Annotated in this window: 15 protein-coding genes and 1 pseudogene; 6 read left to right on the plus strand and 10 right to left on the minus strand. The window is 68.8% G+C overall.

The genetic code is table 11. The features are described 5' to 3' along the window. The first annotated feature begins 66 nt into the window (after positions 1–66). A complete protein-coding gene (locus ACMUOY_RS10040) occupies positions 67–951 on the plus strand; it encodes an energy transducer TonB (protein ID WP_413892579.1) in 885 nt (294 codons plus the stop codon). A gap of 203 nt (positions 952–1154) precedes the next feature. Here the strand turns inward: ACMUOY_RS10040 and ACMUOY_RS10045 are convergent, their stop codons facing one another. The 5 genes from ACMUOY_RS10045 to ACMUOY_RS10065 form a co-directional block, all read right to left on the minus strand. Beyond that, entirely contained in the window at positions 1155–1727 is a 573-nt protein-coding gene (locus tag ACMUOY_RS10045; RefSeq protein WP_413892580.1) for a hypothetical protein, read from the minus strand. A 213-nt stretch (positions 1728–1940) separates the two neighbouring features. Then, positions 1941–3389 carry a decarboxylating NADP(+)-dependent phosphogluconate dehydrogenase gene (gene gnd, locus ACMUOY_RS10050; protein WP_413892581.1) on the minus strand — a complete coding sequence of 483 codons (1449 nt, stop codon included), beginning with the start codon at positions 3387–3389 and terminating at the stop codon, positions 1941–1943. Positions 3390–3432: 43 nt separating this feature from the next. Next, positions 3433–4035, minus strand: a complete 603-nt coding sequence (locus tag ACMUOY_RS10055; RefSeq protein WP_413892582.1) for a restriction endonuclease — start codon at positions 4033–4035, stop codon at positions 3433–3435. Then, complete coding sequence (lolD, locus tag ACMUOY_RS10060; protein WP_413892583.1) at positions 4032–4733, minus strand: lipoprotein-releasing ABC transporter ATP-binding protein LolD; 702 nt, start codon at positions 4731–4733, stop codon at positions 4032–4034. The genes ACMUOY_RS10055 and lolD overlap by 4 nt, the downstream gene beginning before the upstream one ends. A gap of 108 nt (positions 4734–4841) precedes the next feature. After that, the gene (locus ACMUOY_RS10065; protein ID WP_413892584.1) at positions 4842–6098 is read right to left on the minus strand and encodes a lipoprotein-releasing ABC transporter permease subunit; all 1257 of its coding nucleotides are present in this window, start codon (positions 6096–6098) and stop codon (positions 4842–4844) included. A gap of 78 nt (positions 6099–6176) precedes the next feature. Between ACMUOY_RS10065 and ACMUOY_RS10070 the strand changes: the two genes are divergently transcribed. Both ACMUOY_RS10070 and recJ read left to right on the plus strand, forming a co-directional pair. After that, the gene (locus tag ACMUOY_RS10070; RefSeq protein ID WP_413892585.1) at positions 6177–7124 is read left to right on the plus strand and encodes a phosphoglycerate mutase; all 948 of its coding nucleotides are present in this window, start codon (positions 6177–6179) and stop codon (positions 7122–7124) included. Further along, positions 7121–8863, plus strand: coding sequence for a single-stranded-DNA-specific exonuclease RecJ (gene recJ, locus ACMUOY_RS10075; RefSeq protein ID WP_413892586.1), 1743 nt, complete (start codon positions 7121–7123; stop codon positions 8861–8863). The genes ACMUOY_RS10070 and recJ overlap by 4 nt, the downstream gene beginning before the upstream one ends. 60 nt (positions 8864–8923) lie before the next feature. Here recJ and coaD read toward each other — a convergent pair whose 3' ends face one another. The 3 genes from coaD to ACMUOY_RS10090 all read right to left on the minus strand — a co-directional run bounded on the left by coaD (position 8924) and on the right by ACMUOY_RS10090 (position 12540). After that, the gene (gene coaD / locus ACMUOY_RS10080) at positions 8924–9424 is read right to left on the minus strand and encodes a pantetheine-phosphate adenylyltransferase (RefSeq protein ID WP_413892587.1); all 501 of its coding nucleotides are present in this window, start codon (positions 9422–9424) and stop codon (positions 8924–8926) included. A 72-nt stretch (positions 9425–9496) separates the two neighbouring features. Continuing rightward, complete coding sequence (rsmD, locus tag ACMUOY_RS10085; RefSeq protein WP_413892588.1) at positions 9497–10120, minus strand: 16S rRNA (guanine(966)-N(2))-methyltransferase RsmD; 624 nt, start codon at positions 10118–10120, stop codon at positions 9497–9499. 38 nt (positions 10121–10158) lie between these two features. After that, positions 10159–12540 carry a Lon protease family protein gene (locus ACMUOY_RS10090; RefSeq protein ID WP_413892589.1) on the minus strand — a complete coding sequence of 794 codons (2382 nt, stop codon included), beginning with the start codon at positions 12538–12540 and terminating at the stop codon, positions 10159–10161. Between the two features lie 116 nt (positions 12541–12656). Between ACMUOY_RS10090 and ACMUOY_RS10095 the strand changes: the two genes are divergently transcribed. From ACMUOY_RS10095 to ACMUOY_RS10105, 3 genes are all read left to right on the plus strand, one after another. Further along, entirely contained in the window at positions 12657–14258 is a 1602-nt protein-coding gene (locus ACMUOY_RS10095) for a thymidine phosphorylase family protein (protein WP_413892590.1), read from the plus strand. Beyond that, positions 14258–15166: a ribose-phosphate diphosphokinase gene (locus tag ACMUOY_RS10100; protein ID WP_413892591.1), complete on the plus strand. Its 909-nt coding sequence runs from the start codon at positions 14258–14260 to the stop codon at positions 15164–15166. Before ACMUOY_RS10095 ends, ACMUOY_RS10100 begins: the two co-directional genes overlap by 1 nt. A 120-nt stretch (positions 15167–15286) precedes the next feature. Continuing rightward, positions 15287–15838 (plus strand): hemerythrin domain-containing protein, encoded by a 552-nt coding sequence (locus tag ACMUOY_RS10105; protein WP_413892592.1) that lies wholly within the window; start codon positions 15287–15289, stop codon positions 15836–15838. Between the two features lie 63 nt (positions 15839–15901). Here ACMUOY_RS10105 and ACMUOY_RS10110 read toward each other — a convergent pair whose 3' ends face one another. Further along, entirely contained in the window at positions 15902–17239 is a 1338-nt protein-coding gene (locus ACMUOY_RS10110; protein WP_413892593.1) for a M16 family metallopeptidase, read from the minus strand. 25 nt (positions 17240–17264) lie between these two features. Continuing rightward, positions 17265–17409 (minus strand): annotated as a pseudogene (locus ACMUOY_RS10115) (insulinase family protein); the annotation flags it as partial.

Raw genomic sequence — 17409 nt, forward strand, 5'->3', positions numbered from 1 at the left:
GCCGTGCACACGGGCTGTGAGTTCCCCTTCGGAGCCGTCTGATCCGTCGGACAGCGCTTGAACCCCATGCAACAAAACCGGTTGGTTGTCGCCGTTTTGCTGTCCGTGGCTTTGCACGCCCTGGGCATCATGGCGCTGGTCCAAGGCGGTCTTGACAGCAAGCGCCGAGTCGAAGCGGCCCGACCGGAGGAACGCGTGATCCGCCTGCAGGTGACGCCGATGCCGCCGATGGCCCCTGCAGAGGTTCCTTCGCCAGATCGCCCCGAACCGGCCGTTGCCCAGGCACCCACCCCGAAGCCCGCTCCTGCACCCGGCACAGCCCTGCAGGCCGCGCGGGAAACGGTGGCGCAGCCCCCGCCCACCGCACGCCCGCAGGCTTTAATGGACGCGCCCCCCGCCCCGACGGCGCAAGAGTGGGCACAGGCCGGCACATACACGCTGAAAAACAGCAAACGCTACCGCTACACCTGGGGGCAGCAGGTTCGCAGCATGATGGGCACCGCCATTGAGGGGCCGGACCAAGGCGTGGTCCGGTTTCGCGTCGAAGTCGCGCCCAGCGGGACATTGGCGCGGCTGGAGACCTTGTGGACCACGTCAGCGGCTGCCGAGCAACGGGCCCGCAAAGCCATCGACAACATGCCGGCGCTGCCGCCGACGCCGACCGGCAGGCCCCTGATCTTCGAGACCACGATTTCGTTTCAACCCTTTGATGCAGGCGGGCCACCGATCTACAAGCACGACTGCCTGCCCGATCCACCGGCCTACCGCAACCCGTTTGTGTGGGACGGCAAATCGCCACAGGTGCGTGCCCCGCAGCCGCCGGTGGAAAAGCCGGATCCCCAGGCCCTGGCGGAATGCCTCAAACAGCTGCCCGAAGACACTATCGAAGCCGAGAGCGCGCACGACCAGCGACAGCTGGATCAATGGGGGTCCGGCAAACTGGGCCGTTGACGGGGTTGGAGGCTTTCGCGTCACGGGCCGCAAGAGCACGTTCCAGGGGTCGTCCGGAATGACCGCGCCCGCTGCCAAACCGGCTTTCAAAGCCGCCAAACCCTTGCGAAACTCCATGAGATCGACTCTTTCAAGCAAAAATAGCCAAATCCCAGCATCGGATGGTCATACCATGCTATTTTTAAGATAGCGTCCTGGTGGAATCAGACAGTTTCCAGATCGTCGGCCAACAGCATCTGCGGCACGATCACGAAGCGGTAGGCCAGTTCCTCGCCGGGCTGGCGCACCAGCACCCAGATCAGGTCGAAGCGCTCGTCCGGCCAGTGCTTGGGCACATCGTCGGGATTCACGATCGGGAAATGGCGCACGATCTTGGCCATCGTCCCGTGGTGCCAGACCACCAGCGCGTTTTCGGGCCGACCGAGCACCTCTCCAACCAGTTCTGCCTCGTTGCCGTGGGTATGGCCGTCTTCGATGTCCAGCTTCAGGCGATTGGCGGTGGGCGCGGCCGTGTGGATCTCGCGCTTGCTCTTGGCTTCCTCGGTGGGGCGGGTGGCAATGACGCGACCCGGCCGCACGATGTGGGGATGGGCTTGCGACGGCACATGGGCAAACAGCCCCGCCAGCGCACCGGCACGCGTCCAGCCCAGCACCGACAGGGAGTGCCCGTCGTGCTCGCCATGGTGGTTGACGCCATGGGGTTTCGTGCCTTCGCCGGGCTTCTCGCCATGGCGAACAAACATGATCACTTCGGGGGCTTCGTTGGCGTGGGTCATCTCAGGATCTACCGGTTGGAAAGGGTTCATCAGGTGAAACGGGCGACCGGCTGAAGGGCCGTCCCATCGGGCGGGGCGCCACAAAGTTTACGACAGGCCGGCCGGCCCGGTGCGCTGCCGGCCAGGTGTCCGTTCAACCCCCATGGCTGTGACCATCGGGCACCTGGCGACGCCACTTCCGCCAGCCGCTGAACCGTTTAGCGCGCGCGGTTCCTAGGCCGCATAGACGGTCGAGGCGGTGTCGCCGCCGCGGCCGGTCCAGTTGGTGTGGAAAAAAGCTCCCCGTGCCTGGTCCACCCGCTCATACTGGTGCGCGCCAAAGAAGTCCCGCTGCGCCTGCAGCAGGTTGGCCGGGAGATTCGCGCTGCGGTAGCCGTCGTAATAGGCCAGCGCGGCGGACAGGGCCGGCGTCGGGATGCCGTTCTTCAGGGCTTCAACCAGCACATTCCTCAAGGATTGCTGGGCCTTGGATATGGTGTCGCGGAAGAACGGATCGAGCAGCAGGTTGGCCCGCGCCGGATCCGCATCGAAGGCTGCCTTGATCCTTTCCAGGAACACCGATCGGATGATGCAGCCCCCGCGCCACATCAGCGCAATACCGCCGTAGTTCAGCTCCCAGCCAAACGCCTGCGAGGCGGCGCGCATGAGCTGGTAGCCCTGGGTGTAGGAGATGATCTTCGCGGCGTACAGGGCGCGCCCGAGTTCGTCCACGAAGGTCTTCCTGTCACCCGGAAAATGAGGCCTGGGCCCCTTCAGGACGCTTGAGGCCAGCACGCGCTCGTCCTTCATGGACGACAGCACGCGGGCAAACACCGACTCGGTGATCAGCGTGAGCGGCACACCGATGTCCAGTGCGGTGACCACCGTCCACTTTCCGGTGCCTTTCTGCCCTGCCTTGTCCAGGATCTTGTCGACCAGGGGCAGGCCATCCTGATCCTTCACCGCCAGAATGTCCCGGGTGATCTCGATCAGGTAGCTGCTCAGTTCGCCCTCGCTCCATTCGGCGAACGCCGCGTGCATGTCCTCAGCCGTCATGCCCAGCAGGGTTCTCATGACGTCATAGACCTCACAGATCAGCTGCATGTCGCCGTACTCGATGCCGTTGTGCACCATCTTGACGAAATGGCCCGCGCCCTCGGCCCCGACCCAGTCGCAGCAGGGCACGCCATCGTCGACCTTGGCGGCAATGGCCTGGAAGATCGGCTTCACGCCGGCCCACGCGGCGGCCGAGCCGCCCGGCATGATCGAAGGCCCCAGCAGGGCGCCTTCTTCGCCGCCCGATACGCCGGCGCCCACATACAGGAAGCCCTGGCGCTCCAGCGAGCGGGTCCTGCGGGTGGTGTCCGAAAAATGCGAGTTTCCACCGTCGATGAGGATGTCGCCCGCATAGAGCAAAGGGGTGACGGATTCGATGAGGTCATCCACCGGCCGGCCGGCCGGGACCATCAACAACACTTTTCGCGGACGCTCGATCGATGCGACCAGCGCCTGCAGGGAATGACAGGCTTCGATGCCCTTGCCGTGCCCGCGGCTGGACACAAATTGCTCGACCCGGTCGGCCGACGCATCGAAGACCGAGACCGAGATGCCTTTGCCGGCCATGTTGAGGGCCAGGTTCTCGCCCATCAATCCCACGCCAATGAGTCCGATCTGAGACGGCATCGTCAAGTTTCCTCTCCATGAAGCCCGGGGCAGGTTCGGCGGCTCATCCCCGCGACGCGGTGCCCAACGGGGTATCCCGAAGCAGGCTCACGAGTTCCGGAGCCTGCAATACGCGGATGTGATTGCCCTTCGCAAACTTGGCGGCCTGCGGCGTCACATCCCCCAGGGCCACGAAAAGTCCCGCGCTGGCCTCGGCCTTGTCGATGGCCGCCTTCAGCTCACGCAGGGGCTCCATGCCCAGGCTGGCGGCCTTCCAGCGCTTGCCACTGACCAGCGTGGTCACACCCGCCTTGTGGATTGCAAAGTCCGCGCCCTCCGCGTCGCGCCCGTGGCGCCGGTTCACCGTGAAGCCCTGCTTGAGCCAGCCGTCTTCCAGTGCGGCCGAGAAGTCGCGCCATGACATCGCTCCGGCGGCCTCCAGCGTCTGCTGCACCCGCGCCGCGCTGGGCTCCTTCATCTGCCGGCGAGCGGCCATGACGGCGATCACCAGGAACGGGAATCCGCCCATGGCGCCGAACCAGAACATCTCGGCCGGCAGGGCGAGCCTGGCAATGAGCGCGATCACGCCGGCCAGCGCCAGACTGATCCACCACGGCGAGCGCAGCAGGATCGCAAACAGCGAGCGCTCGGCCATGCGGAATTTCATGCGCCCGCTCCCGCCATGCCAGCCTCGGACAGCTGGCCCAGCACCAGCCGCAGCTGACGCCCGCAGCGCGCCGCCAGCGTCTCGTCGTGAGTGACCAGCACGAAGGCCATGCCGTGTTCGCGCGCCAGTTGCAGCATCAGCTCGAACACGCCGTCGGCGGTGACGCGGTCCAGGTTGCCGGTGGGTTCGTCAGCCAGAACGCAGGCCGGCCGGGTGACCAGGGCACGGGCAATCGCCACCCTCTGGCGCTCGCCGCCCGACAGCTCGGCGGGGCGGTGGTGGATGCGGTCCTGCAGACCCACGCGGGCCAGCATCTTCTCGGCCACCTTTGCGGCCTCGGTGCGCGAATCACGGCGGATCCACAACGGCATGGCCACGTTGTCCAGCGCGCTGAACTCGGGCAGCAGGTGGTGAAACTGGTAGACGAAACCCAGGTGCCGGTTGCGCAATTCGCCCTGCTGCGCCGCCGTGAGCGCGGAAAGCTCCTGCCCCCGCAGCCGCACCTGCCCGCTGGTGGGCGCATCCAGCCCGCCCAGAAGGTGCAGCAGCGTGCTCTTGCCCGAGCCGGAAGCGCCCACGATGGCCAGCGTTTCGCCGGCGCGCACCTGCAGGTCCACCCCCTGCAGCACGGTCACGTCAAGCCGGCCTTCGGTGAAGCGCTTGGTGAGGCCTTGGGCCTGAAGAACGGTTTGCTCCATCACACACTCACACCGATAAAGAGGGGTTTCGCCGCCGGGCCGCCCCAAGGCGAAACGCGGCCCCCTTGGGGGGCAGGAAGCCACACGAAGTGGGCGACCGTGGGGGCTTCATTCATACCGCAGTGCCTCGGCGGGGTTCACGCGGCTGGCGCGCCAGCTGGGGTAGATCGTGGCCAGGAAGGCCAGCACCAGCGAGATCACGGCCACCGGCAGGATGTCGCTGCGCTGCGGATCGCTGGGCATGCGGCTGATCAGGTAGATGTCCTTGGGCAGGAAGTTGGCGTGCAGCAGGTTCTCCAGCGCCGGCACGATGACGTCGATGTTGAAGGCCACGCCCAGGCCCAGCAAAAGGCCGGCCAGCGTGCCGATCACACCGACCATCGCGCCCTGCACCACGAAGATGCCCATGATGCTGCCCGGGCTGGCGCCCAGGGTGCGCAGGATGGCGATGTCGGCGCGCTTGTCGGTCACGGTCATGACCAGCGTGCTGACCAGGTTGAACGCAGCCACCGCCACGATCAAGGTGAGGATGATGAACATCATGCGCTTTTCCACCTGCACCGCAGCGAACCAGGTGCGGTTCTGGCGCGTCCAGTCGCGGATCAGCAGGTCGCCGCTGAGGCTGGTGGCCAGCTGGTCGGCGACCGCGCGGGCCTGGTGCAGGTCGCGGATCTTCAGGCGCACGCCGGTCGGGCCTTCAAGGCGGAAAATGCGCGCCGCATCGTCCTGGTGCAGCATCACCAGCGCCGAGTCGTATTCGTAGTGCCCCGAGCTGAAGGTGCCCACCACCGTCATCTGCTTCAGGCGCGGCACCACCCCGGCCGGGGTCACCTGGCCGCTGGGGGCGATCAGCGTGATCACATCGCCCTCGCGCACGCCCAGACTGCGCGCCAGGTCCACGCCCAGCACCACGCCGAATCCGCCGCTGACCAGGCGCTTGAGCACCGTGTTCTTCAGCTCGCCGGCCAGGTCGGTCACGCTGGGTTCGAGCGCGGGGTCGATGCCGCGCACCATCGCGCCCTTCATGTCATCGCCGCGCGCCAGCAGGGCCTGCGCCGCAATGAAGGGGGCGGCGCCGATCACGGCCGGGTTGGCACGCACCTCGGCCAGCGTGCGGTTCAGGTCGGGCAGCGCCGCGCCGCCCTGCGCGTAGATCTCGATGTGCGAAACCACGCCCAGCATGCGGTCGCGCACCTCTTTCTGGAAGCCGTTCATCACGCTCAGCACGATGATCAGCGCACCCACGCCCAGCGCGATGCCCAGCATGGACACGCCCGAGATGAAGGAGATGAAGCCGTTGCGCCGGGTGGAGCGTCCGGCCCGGGTGTAGCGCCAGCCGAGAATCAGTTCGTAGGGGATTTGCATCAGCCGTTGGGAAGGGGTCACAGGGGCGATTGTGGCATCGCCGCCGGGCGTTCCCGGCCTTCCCGGACAATAGCCCGCATGTCCGACCCCACCCACCTGCTGATTGCCTTTGCAGCCGGCGGCACGCCTGCGGCGAAAGAAGCCTTGCGTGCGATGCGCCTGCCCCGGCTCGAGCGCCTGCTGCAGCGCCTGCAGCCCTTGCCGCCGGAGCCCGTCGACGAGCTGGCGCCCGAGGCCCCGCATGAGCGCGCCCTGGCCCGTGCCCTGGGCCTGGACAGCGGCGCCGGCCGCACGCCCTGGGCGGCGCTTGCGCTGCAGCGCGCGGGCGGCGCGCCCGGGCCACACGCCTGGGCCTGGATCACGCCCTGCCACTGGAGAGTGGGCATGGACCAGGTGCTGATGCAGGATCCCGCCGCACTGGAACTGCACGACGAGCACGCCCGCGAGCTCTTCGCGGCCCTGCAAGCCTGGTTTGCCGACGACGGCATCGAACTGAACCTCGAGACCCCGCAGCGCTGGCTGGCGCGCGGCGAGCTGTTCCGCGACCTGGTGAGCGCCTCGCTGGACCGGGTCAGCGGGCGCGATGTGGCGGCCTGGATGCCCGAGTCGCCGCAGGCGCGCATCCTGCACCGCCTGCAGAGCGAGATGCAGATGCTGCTCTACACCCACCCGGTCAACGACGCGCGGGCCGCGCAAGGTCTGCCGGCGGTCAATTCGTTCTGGGTCAGCGGCGCCGGCGCGCTGCCGCCGACCGTGCCCGAAATCTCCGCGCCCGCGCTGGACCTGAGCCTGCGCGAGAGCGCCCTGCGCCAGGACTGGGCCGCCTGGGCGCAGGCCTGGCAGCAGCTTGACGCGACCCGCGGCGCCGCTCTGCTGGCGGCACAGGAACGGGGCGAGCCGGTTCGGCTCACGCTGTGCGGCGAGCGCGCCTGGCAGACCTTCGAGTCCGCGCCCAGGCGCCTTTTTCAACGAGTTTCAGGCTTTTTTGGCACAAAGCCAGCGTCGATGCGTCTTGAGCAGCTATGAAATTGATAGAACGCGACATCCCGCCGCGCGCGGTCTGGGCGCTGGAGCAGGCCGGCGTGCACCCGCTGCTGGCGCGCCTGTTCGCCGCGCGCGGCGTGAACGGCCATGACGAACTCGACGACGGCCTGGCGCGCCTGCTGCCGCCTGGCAGCCTGAAGGGCGCCAAAGAGGCGGCCATGCTGCTGGCCGACGCCATCGCCGCCGACCGGCGCCTGTGCATCGTGGCCGACTATGACTGCGACGGCGCCACCGCCTGTGCGGTGGCGGTGCGCGGCCTGCGCCTGCTGGGCGCAAAGCACGTGGACTACCTCGTGCCCGACCGCGTGGTGGACGGCTACGGCCTCACGCCGCCGATCGCCCGTCGCGTGAAGGAACGCGGGGCTGACATGCTGATCACCGTGGACAACGGCATTGCCAGCGTGGAAGGCGTGGCCGAGGCGCGCGCGCTGGGCCTGAAGGTGCTGGTGACCGACCATCACCTGCCCGCCGCGCCCGCTGCCGACAGCGCCCTGCCGAATGCTGACGTCATCGTGAACCCGAACCAGCCCGGCTGCGCCTTCGAGAGCAAGTCGATGGCCGGCGTGGGCGTCATGTTCTACGTGCTACTGGCGCTGCGCGCTGAACTTCGCCACCGAGGCGCTTTCGACGCCGCCACACAGCCCAAGCTCGACGCCCTGCTCCCCTTGGTCGCCTTGGGCACTGTCGCCGACGTGGTGAAGCTCGACGCGAACAACCGCCGCCTCGTCGCGCAAGGCCTCAAGCGCGTGCGCGCCGGCGCCCTGCAACCCGGTCTGGCCGCCCTGTTCAGTGCCGCGGGGCGCCAGGCACGCGTGGCCACCACCTTCGACTTCGGCTTTGCCCTGGGGCCGCGCATCAACGCGGCGGGGCGGCTGTCGGACATGACGCTGGGCATCGAATGCCTGCTGACCGACGACGCCGGGCGCGCCGACGAGCTCGCGCGCCTGCTGGACGGGATCAACCGCGAGCGCCGCGAGATCGAGGGCGGCATGCGCGACCAGGCCTTTGTGATCGCCGAATCGCTGCTGGCCCCCGACGGCGAGCAGGCCGGCGAGCCGCCGCCCGCGCTGTGCGTGTTCGACGCCGGTTTCCACGAAGGCGTGGTCGGCATCGTGGCCTCGCGCCTGAAAGACCGGCTGCACCGCCCTACCTTCGTCTTCGCCGCCAGTGGCGCGCCCGGCAAGGCGCATGAGCTCAAGGGCTCGGGGCGTTCGATCCCCGGTTTTCACCTGCGCGACGCGCTGGACCTGGTGGCCAAGCGCCATCCCGGCGTGCTGTTGCGCTTCGGCGGCCACGCGATGGCGGCCGGCTGCACGCTGGACGCCGAGGCGTTACCGGTGTTCGAGGCGGCGCTGAGCCAGGTCGCGCGCGAGTGGCTGGACGCGGCCACGCTGACACGCCGTCTGGAGACCGACGGGCCGCTGGCCCCCGAGTACCGCCGCACCGACCTGGTCGACACGCTGCACCGCGAGGTCTGGGGCCAGGGCTTTGCCGCACCGACCTTCAGCGAGGAGGTCGAGGTCGTCTCGCAGCGGCTGGTGGGCGAGAAGCACCTCGCGCTCAAGCTCAAGCACCACGGCCAGCCAGTGGACGGCATCTGGTTCGGCCACACCGACCCGCTGCCGGCCCGCGTGAAACTGGCCTTCCGCCTGGATGCCGACGAGTGGCAGGGCGTGCGGCGGGTGCGCTTTCTCGTGGAGGGTGCGGAAATCCAGGACTGAGCATCCTTCTGGCACCATCCCGGCGCGCAAGGGCCGTCTACAGGGGTCGGAAAAGAATCGTCAGGGCTTGACGCCGTTGCGCGCCTTCTCGTACAGGCGCTCCAGCACATGGGGCGAGACAAACTTGTTGACCTCGCCGCCCAGCAGCGCGATCTCGCGCACGAAGGTGCTGCTGATGAACTGGTACTTGTCACCCGGCGTGAGGAAGACGGTTTCCACGTCCGGCATCAGCGCCCGGTTCATGCCGGCAAGCTGGAATTCGTAGTCGAAGTCGGTCACCGCGCGCAGGCCGCGCACCATGGCCTTGCCGCCGCGCGCCACCACGAAGTCACGCACCAGCCCCGAGAAACTCTCCACCGTGACCTGCGGGTAGCGCTTCACGGATTCGCGCGCCATCTCGATACGGTCTTCCAGGCTGAACAGCGCCTTTTTGTGATAACCCGCGGCCACCGCCACGATCACGCGATCGAACAGCTGGCAGGCGCGGCGCACCACGTCTTCGTGACCCAGGGTCATGGGGTCGAAGGTACCGGGATAGACGGCTAGCACGCTGTTGGCCATGGAAGGACTCCTGTTTGGGCGGGATGATAAGGGGGAATGGCCGCGGCACCGGGTTTCGGTTGCTGCGATGCGTCAGGCGGCAGGCTTCACCAGCAGATGCGCGTGCACCGCCCCGGCCTTGAGGTGGCGATGCAGCGCCAGGCCCAGCGGCTGCAGGCGCTCGTCCGTCCAGGCCTGCGGCGCTTCCAGATACACAAAGCCCCCAGGTGCCACGGCCTGCGCGGCGGCGGCCAGCGCCTTGTCGAACAGGTTCGAATCGAAGGGCGGATCCAGCAGGACTAGCTCCAGGCTGCCCGGCGCGACGCGGGCCATTGCCATCAGGCCGTCGCCGCGCTGGATGTGCACCGCCGCCGCGTCGAGCCGGGTCCGCGTGGCCTGCAGCTGCGCCACCAGTGCGGCGTCGGTTTCCGCCATGGCCACCCAGGTGGCGCCACGGGAGGCCGCCTCGAAGCCCAGCACGCCGGTGCCGGCAAATGCATCGATACAGCGCCAGCCGGTGAGGTCCTGGCCCAGCCAGTTGAACAGCGTCTCGCGCACCCGGTCCGGCGTGGGCCGCAGGCCGGGCCGGTCGGGCACCTTGAGCCGGGTGCGTTTCCACTGGCCGCCGATGATGCGGATCTCGTGCGCGGGGCTGCCTTGCAGGTGCCGCGGCCGGGCAAGTGCCGCGCTGCCGCTGGGGGCGGTCGGTTTTTTCATGGCGCCACTGTAATCGCTGTGAGGCCCCTGCCGCTGCGTCAGCGCCCGGCGCGGCGACCAAAGCGCCGGCAGGCCTGGCGGTAGTCGCGCAGCGTCTGCCCGGCGCGCGCCAGCACGCTGTCCGCGACCTCGGGGCCGCCGGCGGGGTTTCCGGTCAGCAGTTCGATGCCGTCCAGCACATGGGCCACCGCGTGCACCTGGAACAGCCCGCGCGACACGGCATCGACCACGTCGCGGTCCAGCATCAGATGGCGGCGGTTGCGCTCGGGAATCAGCACCGCATGGCTGCCGTCGAGCCCGGCACGTTCGCAGACGCGGAACCAGCCCTCGATCTTCTCGTTGAGCCCGCCCACCGGCAGCACCTCGCCGTGCTGGTTGACCGCCCCGGTCACGGCGATACCCTGGCGCAGCGGGAATCCGCTGAGGCTGGACAGCAGCACGTACAGTTCGGCGCAGGAGGCCGAGTCGCCTTCCACGCCGTTGTATTCCTGCTCGAACACGATGGAGGCGCTCAGGGCCAGCGGCGCCAGCTGGCCGAACAGTGCCGACAGGTAACTGGCCAGTATCAGCACGCCCTTGTCATGGATCGGGCCGGAGAGCTCGACCTCGCGCTCGATGTTGACCACGCCCTGGTGGCCTGCAAAGGTGCGCGCCGTCACGCGCACCGGAAATCCGAAGCGGGTGTCGCCCAGGTCGATCTGCGTCAGGGCGTTGATCTGGCCCACCCGGCTGCCTTGCAGCGTGATCAGCCGGTCGCCCTCGGCCACCGACTCGCGCAGCCGCTGCGCCACGGCGTCGTGCCGCGCGGTGCGCGCGGCCAGCGCGGCCTCCACCTCACCGACGCCGACCAGCCCCGCCTGGCACAGGGCCGCGCTCTCGGTGACCAGCGCCTCGGTGCGGGCGAAGATGGCGCTCTGGCGGGTCCGGTCGTCGGCTTCGCGGTGCGTCTCCTCCACCAGGCGCGCCACGGCGGCGGCAGAAAAGTGCGGCAACGCCAGCCGGCGGCAGGCCTGCGCCACGAAGATGCCGGTGGCGCGGCGCGTGGCCTCGGTGGCGATGAAGCTGTCGGCAAAGTCCACCTTCACCCGGAAGTGCCGCGCAAACTCGGGGTCGCCCTCCTGCAGCTCGTAGAAATGCTCGACCGCGCCGATCAGCACGATCTTCACGTCCACATCCACCGCCTGCGGCTCCAGCGACACCGCGCCCATCGACGCGCTCATCGTGCCCGGCTCCTCGATCTGCAACCGGGCGTTGCGCAGGAAGCGGCGCAGCTTCTCCCAGACCAGCGGGTCGGCCACCAGGTCGCGCAGATGCAGCATCAGGAAGCCGCCGTGCGCCTTGAGCAGGCTGCCGGCGCGGATGCGCGAGAAGTCGGTCACCAGCACGTCGTTCTCGGCCTGGTATTCGATGCTGCCGAACAGGGCGCGGAACTGCGGGTTGTTCTCGACGATCACCGGCGCGCCGCTCAGGCCCTCGTTGTCCACCACCAGGTTCACGCGGTAGCGCGCCAGCGTGGCCTCCAGCGCCTCGCGCCGGCTTTCATCGTCGGGTTCGAACACCTCGAACAGCTCGACGTTTTCCAGCACGTCGCGCTCCACCTCGTCCAGCCAGGCGCCGAGCTTGACCGAGTCCTTGATCTGCTTCTTCAGGCTGACGCGGATCGCCTGCAGCTCGTGCTCCAGCATCGGACGCACCACCTCGCGGCGCAGCTCGGCGCGGGCCTCGTTCATGACCCGCTCCATGGCGCCGGTCTTCTCCAGGAAGCGGTTGATCTCGCCATGCAACTCGTGCTCGGCCCGGTCGAACTCGGCGCGGCGCTCGCGCGGCAGTTCGGCCGCCTCCTTTTCGGTCAGCGCCTGGCCGTTCTCGCCGCGCAGGGTGAACACCAGGTGCCCGTCCTCGCGGCGCAGGGCAAAGTGGCGCTGCTCGGCAAAACTGGTCAGCTCGGCATAGGCCACGGCCTCCTGCGCGAGGTAGGCCTTCTCGACCTGTTCGCTGCCGGTCTTGAATTCCTGCCCCTCCAGCCGCTTCGGCACCTCGACCTGCAGCGACTTGACCAGCGCGGCCATGAGCTGGCGCAGCTGGCGCCCTTGCCCGGCGGGCATTCGCAGGGCGCGCGGGCGCTCGGGCGCGTCGAAGTTGTTCAGGTAGCACAGGTCCGGCGGCACGGCCCGGCCGGCCGCCACGGTCTGCATCAGTTGCTGCAGCAGCGAGGAGCGCCCGCTGCCGACCTCGCCCAGCACAAACAGGTTGTAGCCGGGCTGCTCCAGGGTGAGCCCAAAGCGAGCCGCGGTTTCGGCCCGCTCCTGGCCGATCCAGGGCAAGGGGTCGCGCAGCAGCTCGGCGGTGTCGACAAAGCCGAGCTGCGCGGGGTCGAGGGTGAACCGCAGCTCGCCGGGGGTCAGGCTGGATATCGGCATGGTCGTTCGGGCGGCAGAGTGCAAGGCGCGTTGGTGCAAGCTTAAACCGATCAGGCCGGTCGCGGACGGGGCTGCCGGCACTGGCCGGCGCGGTCCATTCCGGGTAGGCTCGTGGGATGCACGCCGAAGACGCCCGCCCCGCCTCCACGATCACCGCCGCACGCCATGATGCGCCCACACCTTCCACCCTGGCCTTGCGCCGGGTCGCCATCGACACCTGGCACGAGAACGTCGCCTACCTGCACCGCGACTGCGCCGTGTACCGGGCCGAGGGCTTCCAGGCCTTGTCGAAGGTCGAGGTGCGCGCCAACGGGCGCCACATCCTGGCCACGGTGAACGTGGTCGACGACGCGGCCATCGTCGGCTGCCACGAGCTGGGCCTGTCGGAAGACGCGTTCCAGCAGCTGGGCGTGCAGGACGGGCACACGGCCTCGATCTCGCAGGCCGAGCCGCCGGCCTCGATGGCCATGCTGTTCCGCAAGATCGGCGGCGAACGCCTCGGCCGGGAAGACTTCCGGGCCATCGTGCAGGACATCGCCAGCCACCACTATTCCAAGATCGAGCTGACCGCTTTCGTCGTGGCCTGCAACCGGGCCGAACTGGACCGCGAGGAGGTCTACTTCCTGACCGAGGCCATGGTCGCCAGCGGCCGTACGCTCGACTGGCGCGAGCCGCTGGTGGTGGACAAGCACTGCATCGGCGGCATTCCCGGCAACCGCACCTCGATGCTGGTGGTGCCGATCGTGGCCTCGCACGGCCTGCTGTGCCCCAAGACCTCGTCGCGCGCCATCACCTCGCCGGCCGGTACCGCCGACACCATGGCCGTGCTGGCCAACGTGGAGCTGCCCTTCGCGAGCCTGGAGCAGATCGTGCGCACCCACCGCGGCTGCCTGGCCTGGGGCGGCACCGCCGACCTCTCGCCGGCCGACGACGTGCTGATCTCGGTGGAGCGGCCGCTGTCGATCGACTCGCCCGGGCAGATGGTGGCGTCGATCCTGTCCAAGAAGATTGCCGCCGGCTCCACCCACCTGGTGCTCGACATTCCGATCGGCCCCACCGCCAAGGTGCGCTCCATGCCCGAGGCGCAGCGCCTGCGCCGGCTGTTCGAATACGTGGCGGGGCGCATGCACCTGGCATTGGACGTGGTCATCACCGACGGTCGCCAGCCCATCGGCAACGGCGTCGGGCCGGTGCTGGAGGCGCGCGACGTGATGCAGGTGCTGCAGAACGACCCGCGCGCGCCGATCGACCTGCGCCAGAAAGCGCTGCGCCTGGCCGGGCGCCTGATCGAATGCGACCCCGATGTGCGCGGCGGCGACGGCTTTGCCATTGCGCGGGACATCCTCGACTCCGGACGGGCACTGAGCCGCATGAATGCCATCATCGAGGCGCAGGGCAGCCGGTCCTTCGACCCGAACGCGCCTCGACTCGGCGCACTGAGCTTCGAGGTCCGCGCGGACGCCTCGGGTGTGGTGGCCGGCATCGACAACGTGCAGATCGCGCGCATCGCGCGCCTGGCCGGAGCACCCAAAGTGCCAGGCGCCGGGCTCGACCTGCTGCGCAAGCTGGGCCACGCGGTGGCGGCGGGCGACCTGCTCTACCGCGTGCACGCCGACTTCCCTGCCGATCTGGAGTTTGCCCGGCAGGCCTGCGAGCGCGCCAGTGGCTTCACGATCGGCGGCGCCGACGCCCAGCCGCATGTTTTCGTGGAGTTCTGATGCAAGCGCCACCCACCCTGCTGTATTTCGACGACGAACAGGGCGCCGCCCTGGGCCTGGCGCAGGCCGCAGGGCTGGTGCCTGCGCCGGTGCAAAGACACCGCTTTCCCGACGGGGAGATCCGGCTGCGCCTGCCTGACGCCCTGCCCGAACGCGTGGTGCTGCTGCGCACGCTCGACCATCCGAACGAGAAACTGGTGGACTTGCTGCTGGCCGCCCGCACCGCGCGGCTGCTGGGCGCGCGGCACCTGACCCTGGTGGCGCCCTACCTGGCGTACATGCGCCAGGACATTGCTTTTGTCCCCGGCGAGGCGATCAGCCAGCGCATCGTCGGGCGTTTCCTGGCGGAGCTGTTCGATGCGGTGGTCACGGTGGATCCGCACCTCCACCGCGTGGCCACGCTGCAGGAGGCGGTACCCGTCGGTCAGGCCGTGGTGCTCAGCGGCGCCCCGCTGCTGGCCGATCTGATCGCGCAGCGGCGCCCCGGCGCCTTGCTGGTGGGGCCGGACAGTGAATCCGCGCAATGGGTTTCGCAGGCGGCCGCGCGCCACGGCTTCGACCATGCGGTGTGCACCAAACAACGCCAAGGCGACCATGCGGTCGAGATCGAGCTGCCCGCCCTGCCGGTGGCCGGGCGCGCCGTCGTGCTGATGGACGACGTGGCCAGCACCGGCCACACCGTGGCGCAGGCGGCACGCCGGTTGCGCGCGGCCGGCGCCGTATCGGTGGACGTCGCGGTGACCCATGCGCTGCTGTCCGACGACGCCTTCGGGCAACTGCGGGCTGCAGGCGTGGATGCGTTCTGGAGCACCGACTGCGTCGCGCACCCCAGCAACGTGGTGAAAATGGCCGTGCCTCTGGCACAGGCGCTGGCCACCTTCTTGCCCAGCGGCATGGTGAAGGCATGACCTGCGTCAAGAAACCGCCGGTTTGCATTCACGCGTCCGGTGGGGGTTTGCTATATTGATCCCACCCAACCTGTCGGGGCAGGATTCGCGCCCGGAGACAAACTTGCAAAGGTACCCGCCATGAGCCTCAAGCCCGCCCATCCCATCAACGAATCCGCCGACGCGCCGCTGCTGAATTTCTCCAACTGCCACGAGGGCATCATCAGCCACCTGAATGACTTCGGCCAACTGCCGGCGTTGCTGGCGCCCGCCGCGCGCGCGCGCGAAATCGCGGAAGAGACGCTTCGCTTTTTCCGTGCCGCGGTCTTCGAACACCATTCGGAGGAGGAACGCGAGCTGTTCCCGGCGGTGTTGTCCAGTGCCGTCAAGGGCGAGGAGCGCGACCGGGTCCAGGTCATGGTCGACCAGCTGACCGCCGAACACCGCACCGTCGAAGCCGCGTGGCTGAAGCTCGAACCGGAGTTGAAAAAAGTGGCCAAGGGGCATTCGACCGAGCTCAACGTCGCCGGCGTCGAGCACCTGGTGACGAGCTACCTCGGGCACGCCCGGTTCGAGGAAGATCACTTCCTGCCGCTGGCCCACACCATCCTGGGGCGCAACGCCAACCACATGGAAGCGCTGGGCCTGTCGCTGCACATGCGGCACGCGCCGCGGATCATTGCGCATATCTGAAGCTTGCTCGCCTGGCTGGGCTGCTGGCCTGGTCTCGGCCCGGCTCCCTGCGCCCCAAAGGACTCAGGGTGCTCCCCCCACCACCACCGTCACCATCCGCTCCGGCTGCAGCTTGCGCTTGAAGGCCGCCCGGATGTCCGCCGCGCTGACGCGCTCCACCTGCTTTGTCCAGGTGTCCAGGTAGTCCAGCGGCAGGTCGTACCAGGCGATATTGGCCACGTTGTCGAGCAGCTTGCGGTTGCTGTCCAGCCGCAGGGCGAAGCCGCCGATCAGGTTGTCCTTGGCGGCCTTCAGCTCTTCGGGCGTCGGGCCTTCGGCCACATAGGCGGCCAGCACGTCGCGCGACACCTTCAGCGCCTGCGCGGCCTGGTCAGGCCGGGTCTGCAGCCCGATCGTGAACGCGCCCGCATGCAGTCCTGGCGCGAAATAGCTGTAGACGCTGTAGCTCAGACCGCGCTTCTCGCGCACCTCCTGCGTCAGGCGCGAGACAAAGCCGCCACCGCCCAGCGTGTAGTTGCCCACCAGCAGGGCAAAGTAGTCCGGGTCATCACGCTTGTAGCCGGGCTGGCCGATCAGGACATGCGCCTGGGCCGAATCGAAAGGAATGCGCCGCTCGGCTGAAGCCTGCAGCGGCGCCACCTCGCCCACCGCGGGCATGGGCGCGCAGGCGGCCGCGTCGCCCGCCGGCAGACGGCCCAGCAGGCGCGAGACCAGCGCATCGGCCTGCTGCCGGTTCAGCGCACCGACGATGCTGACCCGCGCCCGGCACGGCAGGATCAGCCGCGCCTGCTGCGCGCGCATGTCCGCCAAGGTGATGCGGGCCAGCGTCTCTTCAGTCATCTCATAGCCATACGGGTGGCTGCCGTAGACCGCTTGCACGAAGGCGCGCCCGGTGAGGGTGGCGGGTCGCGTATTGGCCTCCCGAATGCTGGCGGCAATGCGCTCGCGCTCGCGTTGCCAGATGGCTTCAGGAAACGAAGGCTCTGCCAGTTGGCGCGCCGCGAGTGCCGCAGCCCGCTCCAGCAGGTCGGGGTAGCTGAGCGAGCGCAGCGAATAGCTCAGCCGGTCGTTGCCGGCACCGGCGCCGAACGAGGCGCCCAGATCGGCCCAGGCCTCGCCGAGCTGGTTTTCATCGAGAGCCGGGTCGCCGCCCCGCGCGGCCACGCCCTTGGACACCATCGCGGCGGTCACCGAAGCCAGGCCGGCCTGGTGCGCCGGATCGCGCCGGGCGCCGGCGTCGAAATCGATCTGCACGTCCACCATCGGGATGGCCGGACTCTCGACCAGCCAGACGCGGGCGCCGCCCGGCTGGGTCCAGTGCTGGATCGGAATGCCCGCTTGCGCCAGATTCAGGAAAAAAGCGGCCATTCCCATCGCCAGCAGGCCCCTGACAGCTCTCATTTTTGTAGTATTCATGATCCGCCCTTCAATGCCGGGAACCCGCGGGTGGCGCGCGCCGCTTGCGGGCCGGATCGAGCGGCTGCGGCCGCAGCACCGCCACCGTGAGCTGGTCGTCACCAAAATACTTCGCGGCCACCGCCTGCACCTGCGCCGCGCTGACCTGGCGCAGA

The organism is Candidatus Skiveiella danica (genome assembly GCF_022705245.1).
Lineage (GTDB): Bacteria > Pseudomonadota > Gammaproteobacteria > Burkholderiales > Burkholderiaceae_C > Skiveiella > Skiveiella danica.